Raw genomic sequence first — 6675 nt, 5'->3', positions numbered from 1 at the left:
CACACCATTGCTTGATCTCGTTGTTAAAGAGCTACCCGGTTCCGGCTTCACTTACCGCCCGAGTTGAGGGTCTGCATTATAGTGGGGAAAACTTGCCCGTCAAGCATTTTTTCACACGCTGCCGTTTTAATGGCGGCGCAAGAACGCAGGCTAAAACGGCTGAAGATTGGATAGGAATTGGCGGGCGCAACGATCCCAGGAAAACCCAAGGGCGAATCGGCGGCAATCCCCCCGGTCCAGGCTCAAAGCACCCAAAGCCGCGCTGCGGAGGTCTTCGCTCAAACAACCGACTTTGGCATCGGTGAGCACATCGCTCGGCCCTTGCACCGGATACGCCGCCACCGGAACCCCGCAGGCCAAGGCTTCAAGCAACACCAAGCCAAAGGTATCGGTGCGGCTCGGGAACACGAACACATCCGCCGCCGCGATATATCCGGCCAATTCGCGGCCGGTTTTGTAGCCCACGAAACGCGCTTCGGGAAACTGGCGGGCCAGTTCCTCCCGTTGCGGACCGTCGCCCACGACATATTTGGTGCCGGGCAAATCCAACCTCAGGAAATCCTCGATCCCCTTCTCGACCGCGACCCGCCCCGCATACAAAAAGATCGGCCTCCGCTCCTCCAAATGGATCGCGGCGTCCGGCGAGAACAAATCCGCATCCACTCCGCGCGACCATAGGACGGGATTTTCGAAGCCCCTGGCCTTCAATTCGCTCATCAGCGAAGGGGTCGCCACCATCGTGCGGCGGGCCGCGCCATGGAACCAGCGCATATAGCCATAGCTCCATTCCAAAGGGACGCGCAGGCGCAGGTTGACGTATTCGGGGAAACGGGTGTGGAAGGAAGTCGTGAACGGCAGGCCATGTTCCAGACAGTATTTGCGTCCGGCCATACCAAGCGGCCCTTCCGTGGCGATATGGATGGCCTCGGGCTTGAAGCCATCCAGCAGCTTGGCCAGTTTGGCGTCGCCGCACAGCGCCAAGCGGATTTCGGGATAGCTCGGGCAGGGCCAGGTCTTGAACCGGTCCGGGGTGATGGGTTCCACGACATGGCCCAAGCCACCGAGCATCTGGCAGGTTTTCGTCAATGTCGTGACCACCCCGTTGATTTGTGGCCGCCACGCATCGCTGATCAGCGCGATTTTCAAAACCCTTCTCCACCATCTGATAAGGATCAGCCCTTCCAATGCCACGGTTGCGCCGGCCAGGAAAGCAGTGGAACAACCTACCCAGGGTTTATGACGGTTGAATCACCACCGCATGAAGATTCCTTGAAGCCCGGCAAGGCCGGACGGCTTTGAATCCATTGCGAATTCCTTCAAAAAACAACGACTTAATTGAAAACAACGACTTGCCAGCTTTGCCACGCCCCCGCGAGTCTCAAAAAACTCCCACCGGATTCACGTTTTCCCATCAGGGTTTCACGTTGGGTTTCACGATCACGGCCCGGATGCCAGCACGGTCGCCTTCTCGGGCGCGATGATCCCGCTATTCAATTCCCAGCGCCCGTAAGACTTGCGGGCCCGCTATGCCGTCCACCACCAATCCTTGCAATGCCTGGAAACCTTCCAGTGCCCGCTCGTGCCGGGGCTGAAGGCCGCAACGGCTGAGGCTGGATCATGTAGTAGCAAGAGGACGTGCGGACAAATGGCGAGCTGCGATGAAGCCCGGCACTATCTCACGGACTGCGGGATGTCGAAGCTCGATGGGGACCACGACGGCATCCCCTGTGAAAGCCTGTGCAAATGAGGTGAAGCCATGCGACACGAAACCATCGACGGCCAGGAGGTCGAAATCTGCGTCATTTCGGCGGACGGAACCGAAGTAGAGGAAGCCTTGCGGCCAGACGAGCGGGGATTGCTGGGAAGGATCGACGCGGCGCTCAAGGCTCACGCGGGATTCTGTGCCGCGTACCCCGGCGCGCGGCTGGTGCGGGTCGATTCCAACCGGGGGCTTGGGGACCGGGACGAGGGACGGTCCTATCTTCGCTACCAGCACCAGGGCGGAATCACCGAACTGTGGGGGAACGCCGCCGATGGTGTTGGGGTGGACTTGGAGCGGGGGATTGTGGGGGCATAGGATTCGGAAGGCTGGGCCTATCGGCTGGGCTTTATCTTCGATTTATGGCGTGGGCAAGCCTATGAATCAAGGGCTTGCCCGGTCGTGCCAAAACTCTTGATTTTCGGCACGACCATTTAATCGGATAACGACTACGTTCAGCGGAAACCCCGCCCCCGCGAAACCTCGAATCGCCGAAAACATTTCCGGCGGGGTTTTCAGCTGCAACAGCTTGTTAGGCCGGATACAAACTCGTGATATACCGGCCTTCATACGGCGCAATACGCCATTGCGCCCTACCGCGCTATTTCAGCGAATTAGCCAGCGTCGTCATTACCGTGCCATCGCCCCAATATTGAGTATGGGACATCGGATTCCAGCTCGACAAAATAGCGCCCATTACCCCGTCGGTCGCGTTGACCTGGATGTCCGTTACCGCGCTTGCATAAGGCTGGCCATGGCGGGTAGGTTTACCCGCGTCGAACAAAACCGATAACGGTGCCAATGGATAACCCAAGATATCATCGTAATCGAAATAATTTATCCAGGTGAAGTCATAGCCGTGGCTGTGGGTTTCGACCGCGCGTACATCGTCGAATCCCGATACGAATATGGGAATATTGCACCCAGTGGTAAACCAGGTTTTCAGGGTGCGCAGGGCCATGAACCCATCGTAATCATCCGCAGCCGGGGCGCGGTTATACCAAACGCTACGAGAATCGATGGGGAAATTTTCGCCTTCCCTAGTATTGCGCCAGTAAAGCTGCGCGTCCCAGAGGTAACTAGACATGATCTGGCAGCCCAGCGAATGGGAAAGCAAAATCACTGGCACCGATCCGCAGACCTGGAAAACATTCTCCAGGGCGTGGCCAATGACCTCTTGAGCTTGGCGGTATGGCGATGCGGTGCCTGACCCATTGAAGCCCGTGAACGCGGTAGCATCCGACAGGCCAGAAATGATGAATCTGCGTAATCGGTTGACCGTGTTGCGACGTATCCAGCCGGTATCTAGGCCACCTTGGGTGTTCATTTTTTCCCAAACCTTATCTTCCTGTCCTTGGGTAATGAAGCTGTAAAATATTCCGCCAGGCGGGATATAAACATTAGAAAGTTCTTGGGCTGGCATAATATGCGCTAGCTTTCGCCGCACTTTGGCAATATCGCCCATGAATTCGTTTTGCGTCAGATTACCCATTCCATGCATGCAGATTAAGGCGTATTTGTAAGACATAGTATTGGCTCCTGCTAGGAATCGTAATGGGTAGGGTTATTTGCCTGGGGAAGGTTGGAATTCCAGGATGCTTCATCCCAACCGTGTTTCCGTAAAACCTAACGTTTGAATTAAGGGGCGCGGCGCTCCGTAGTTGATTCGGAGATACGGCTTTGAATCCGCGTCCCCTTGAATGACCCGTTAGGCCCGCTACGGAGAGCGTTGCTTGTAAGTTCACAAACCCAGGCCGGATAGAACCCCGCGACTTCCGGCCACCTTCCGGCGCAATACGGGAGTACCCTATTGCGCCCTACGCGGGCTAATGTATTTTAGTCACAATACCGTTTCTAATTTCGACAAGACCATCCACAAATTTATCAGAGCTTTCGCAAAGTATGCGAATACTTACGGTTCCATCTAGGGAGGCGTAAGCACTACTTTTTGTACATGCGGGCGGCAACTCAGAAAGAAAGCTTATAGCTTGCCGTACATCTCCGGGATTTGCATATTGCTCATTAAAGACATGAGGTTCTGCCAAAATAGGTTGGTTGAAAAAAACCGTTGTAAAAAGAAGCGGTAACAATAATTTGATTTTCATAATAAATCTATTGATTGTTAAATTGGCCGCTGACTACTTACAAAGCTTTAAGCCTTTAGAAATTATTGGATCAAGTGATATACGAGGTATAAATGCAGCATTAGAACCAAGCTGTTTTTTCAACTTTTCATTAATACGCCAAATTTCATCTACTGGTTTCCAGCCATAACCAAACTTTTTATTTGCTGTCATGGCTGTACCATTTAGCATGTAAGTATTCTTGTCTGCATGAAAAAGCACGGCACCATATTCTGAAATAGAATTCCCACGCCAATTAGGTTCAGGCAAACACGATATGCGTCCATCAGCAACCGTAAATGGCCACTCTTCACCATATTGTTGCTTTGATATGTATTCAATTCCGGCAGCGAATGCTGGTAGCGCAACCGCTCCCAAAAATAACCAAGGAACATGCTTTCGATTAATCATCGTTTTAGCTGCATTTCATTTGCCTAACGCTTGAATTAAGGGGCGCGGCGCTCCGCAGTTGATTCGGAGAAATGCCCTTGAGTCCGCGTCCCACTTGAATGATGGGTTAGGCCCGCTACGGAGAACGGGCTTTCCGGTTCCGCCATTCCGAAAGCTTCGGTTTAAAACCGGACTTTCGGAAGCCCGCGATCCACTTTCTCCAAGTCACCGATTCCGAAACCATGATTCGTTGATCCCGCTACGGAGAACGGAATTTCCCGGTTCAGCTATTCCGAAAACTCCGTTTTAAAACCGGACTTTCGGAAACCCGCGATCCGCTTTCCCGAAACCACCGATTCCGAAACGGGGCGCCGCGCTGTGATTCTCGGATTATTCGGTTATCGAAATTCCAATTTATGGGGTTTCTCTGCGTCGCCAGTTCGATCCGAAACCAGCCTTACAAATCACTTTCCGGCTCCACCGGAACCCGCTATTCCCGCGCCTAACGTCGTAGTTGAGCGACGCGGCGCGCCGATGAACTAGCTATTCCCACTGAACATGCCCGCGCCGTGTTCGCTCCAACGCAGAGTTCGACGTGATTTACACTTTGAACCCCCGTTAACAGCCGGGGCAAAATGGGGCAGACGTTCACCTAAAGGGCGATACCCTCGCGTGGTGCATCAACTCCGTTATGCACCACGCGAGGGTATCGCCTTTTGGATAAAAGCTCAACGGCCTGACTCATTTTATTCCGGTCGTTAATGTATCCAAATATCCCTAAATCGCGGCGAACGTGTAGTAGGCACCAAAGGGTGTCTAATCCAATATCAAGCCGGTCCGATAAGACCGGATCAATGTGTGACGCGATGCACACGATACGCCAGTGCTTTTGTTTGTGTCAACCGTGAATATTTGCCGCCCACGCCTATTGCAATCTTGCATCCATCTGATTTCTAATGCCGAGTTTTCCAGCGGTCACTGTCCATAAATTCGTACTGATCCCGCTTTCCAGCCCCGGAGTACCCCACGCCATGGCCGCATAAAACCCGTTAGCACACCAACCGTTCCCAATAGCACACCAACGCCCCAGCCCAAACTCCTGGACCAAGTCCGCAACGTGCTAAGACTGAAACACTATAGCCTCCGCACCGAACGCGCCTATATGGATTGGATCAAGCGCTATATACTCTTCCACCATAAGAATGGGGCTGGCAATATGTGTTCCCGGCGCGGGGGCTGTCGGTCGATCCGCGCTCCGGCCACCACCACCGCCACCGAACCCAACGCCGGAGCCACCCAGCCTCAAATCTCCTGGATCGTCAGCCGGTCCCCATAGCGCCGCCACGGCTGCGCCGTCCCGCCCCCCGCCGACACCAACCGCCCGATCATCGAATAATCCCGCTCCCTGGCCCCGCCCAAACCGGGGCAGGCGCTGATACAGAGGTCGCGCCCCTGGTTGGCGGCGGCGGCGTCGAGCAGCAGCGCCCGCTCGTCGTCGAGCAGCCCGCGTAGCTCCGATTAGCGCAGCGTAATCGGAGGAATGCGCCGACCACCGACCACCTCGGCTCGGTGGTGGCGGCCTCGAACAACACCGGCGGCGTCACCACCCTCTTCAACTACGGTCCCTTCGGCGAACCCAACACCACCGCCGGGTTCCGCTTCCGCTACACCGGCCAGCAGCTCGTCGGCGGCCTGGGGCTGTACTATTACAAGGCCCGCTTCTACTCCCCGGCGCTCGGCCGCTTCCTGCAAACCGACCCCATCGGCTACGGCGACGGCCTGAACCTGTATGCCTATGTGGGGAACGATCCGCTCAATGGGGTCGATCCTTCCGGGTTGGCGATGGAGAACCTGGGCAAGGCGATCACCAACGGCTTAACGGAAGACGCGCCGATTGTTAGGATGGGCCAAGCCTTCGGCGCACTGGCCGCTTATGGGGTCGGCACCGCCACGGGCGACAGCGCCCTCGCCAATGCCGCGCTGCAAGGCATGGCCGATAATCGGCAGGCCAATGTTGATACATTGGGCATGCTTCTCACGATAGGGCGGGGTGGCCCACGAGGGGTCGATCCTTTCCATCATAACGCCAATGTAACTATTCGAGACGCACAAGGTACCATTATTCGCCATGAGAGAATCGTTAGTGGGAATATGACACCTGTAGAGCAGGCACTTGGTTTTCCAAGAAATACCTTGGCATCCCATACAGAAGCTCGTGCTGTTCGGGATATACCACTTGAGTCTGGTCAATCAATGACAATTACCGGTCAATTACCTCCCTGCCCATCTTGCAAGGGTGCGATGAATCGAGCAGTTCAGGAAAGTGGCGCAACAATTAAGTATCAATGGAGGCAAGATGGTCAGACACAAACATGGCAAGCTGGCAATAGGCGATAGAGGATT

The 6675-nt window shown here is 55.0% G+C and carries 9 protein-coding genes; 4 read left to right on the top strand and 5 right to left on the bottom strand.

What is annotated here, in order from left to right; translation table 11 throughout:
• Positions 1-150: 150 nt before the first annotated feature.
• Both K5658_RS01680 and K5658_RS24140 read right to left on the bottom strand, forming a co-directional pair.
• Positions 151-1146, bottom strand: coding sequence for a glycosyltransferase family 4 protein (locus tag K5658_RS01680; protein ID WP_221065268.1), 996 nt, complete (start codon positions 1144-1146; stop codon positions 151-153).
• A gap of 340 nt (positions 1147-1486) precedes the next feature.
• Positions 1487-1570, bottom strand: coding sequence for a peptidoglycan-binding protein (locus K5658_RS24140; RefSeq protein ID WP_221066881.1), 84 nt, complete (start codon positions 1568-1570; stop codon positions 1487-1489).
• A 9-nt stretch (positions 1571-1579) separates the two neighbouring features.
• Between K5658_RS24140 and K5658_RS23885 the strand changes: the two genes are divergently transcribed.
• Entirely contained in the window at positions 1580-1747 is a 168-nt protein-coding gene (locus K5658_RS23885; RefSeq protein WP_281425989.1) for an excalibur calcium-binding domain-containing protein, read from the top strand.
• A 9-nt stretch (positions 1748-1756) separates the two neighbouring features.
• On the top strand, positions 1757-2077 hold the full coding sequence (locus K5658_RS01665) for a hypothetical protein (RefSeq protein WP_221065266.1): 321 nt from the start codon (positions 1757-1759) through the stop codon (positions 2075-2077).
• A gap of 283 nt (positions 2078-2360) precedes the next feature.
• Here K5658_RS01665 and K5658_RS01660 read toward each other — a convergent pair whose 3' ends face one another.
• The 3 genes from K5658_RS01660 to K5658_RS01650 form a co-directional block, all read right to left on the bottom strand.
• Positions 2361-3287 carry a hypothetical protein gene (locus tag K5658_RS01660; protein ID WP_221065265.1) on the bottom strand — a complete coding sequence of 309 codons (927 nt, stop codon included), beginning with the start codon at positions 3285-3287 and terminating at the stop codon, positions 2361-2363.
• A gap of 298 nt (positions 3288-3585) precedes the next feature.
• Entirely contained in the window at positions 3586-3864 is a 279-nt protein-coding gene (locus K5658_RS01655) for a hypothetical protein (protein ID WP_221065264.1), read from the bottom strand.
• Positions 3865-3897: 33 nt separating this feature from the next.
• On the bottom strand, positions 3898-4293 hold the full coding sequence (locus K5658_RS01650) for a DUF2511 domain-containing protein (protein WP_221065263.1): 396 nt from the start codon (positions 4291-4293) through the stop codon (positions 3898-3900).
• Between the two features lie 1096 nt (positions 4294-5389).
• Here K5658_RS01650 and K5658_RS24135 point away from each other — a divergent pair.
• Together K5658_RS24135 and K5658_RS01640 are read left to right on the top strand one after the other, a co-directional pair.
• Positions 5390-5608, top strand: coding sequence for a site-specific integrase (locus K5658_RS24135; RefSeq protein WP_246628542.1), 219 nt, complete (start codon positions 5390-5392; stop codon positions 5606-5608).
• A gap of 236 nt (positions 5609-5844) precedes the next feature.
• On the top strand, positions 5845-6669 hold the full coding sequence (locus K5658_RS01640; RefSeq protein ID WP_246628541.1) for an RHS repeat-associated core domain-containing protein: 825 nt from the start codon (positions 5845-5847) through the stop codon (positions 6667-6669).
• The last annotated feature ends 6 nt before the right edge of the window (positions 6670-6675 follow it).

The organism is Methylomagnum ishizawai (genome assembly GCF_019670005.1).
GTDB classification, from domain to species: domain Bacteria; phylum Pseudomonadota; class Gammaproteobacteria; order Methylococcales; family Methylococcaceae; genus Methylomagnum; species Methylomagnum ishizawai.
Note: the sequence above shows the minus strand (reverse complement) of the source record. Positions and strands in the feature narration are given on the sequence as shown.

What these genes read in the sequence shown, in the direction of transcription:
- K5658_RS01650 (WP_221065263.1), bottom strand. Translation starts at nt 4,293, where the DNA reads ATGATTAATCGAAAGCATGTTCCTTGGTTATTTTTGGGAGCGGTTGCG.
- K5658_RS01665 (WP_221065266.1), top strand. Translation starts at nt 1,757, where the DNA reads ATGCGACACGAAACCATCGACGGCCAGGAGGTCGAAATCTGCGTCATT.
- K5658_RS01660 (WP_221065265.1), bottom strand. Translation starts at nt 3,287, where the DNA reads ATGTCTTACAAATACGCCTTAATCTGCATGCATGGAATGGGTAATCTG.
- K5658_RS01655 (WP_221065264.1), bottom strand. Translation starts at nt 3,864, where the DNA reads ATGAAAATCAAATTATTGTTACCGCTTCTTTTTACAACGGTTTTTTTC.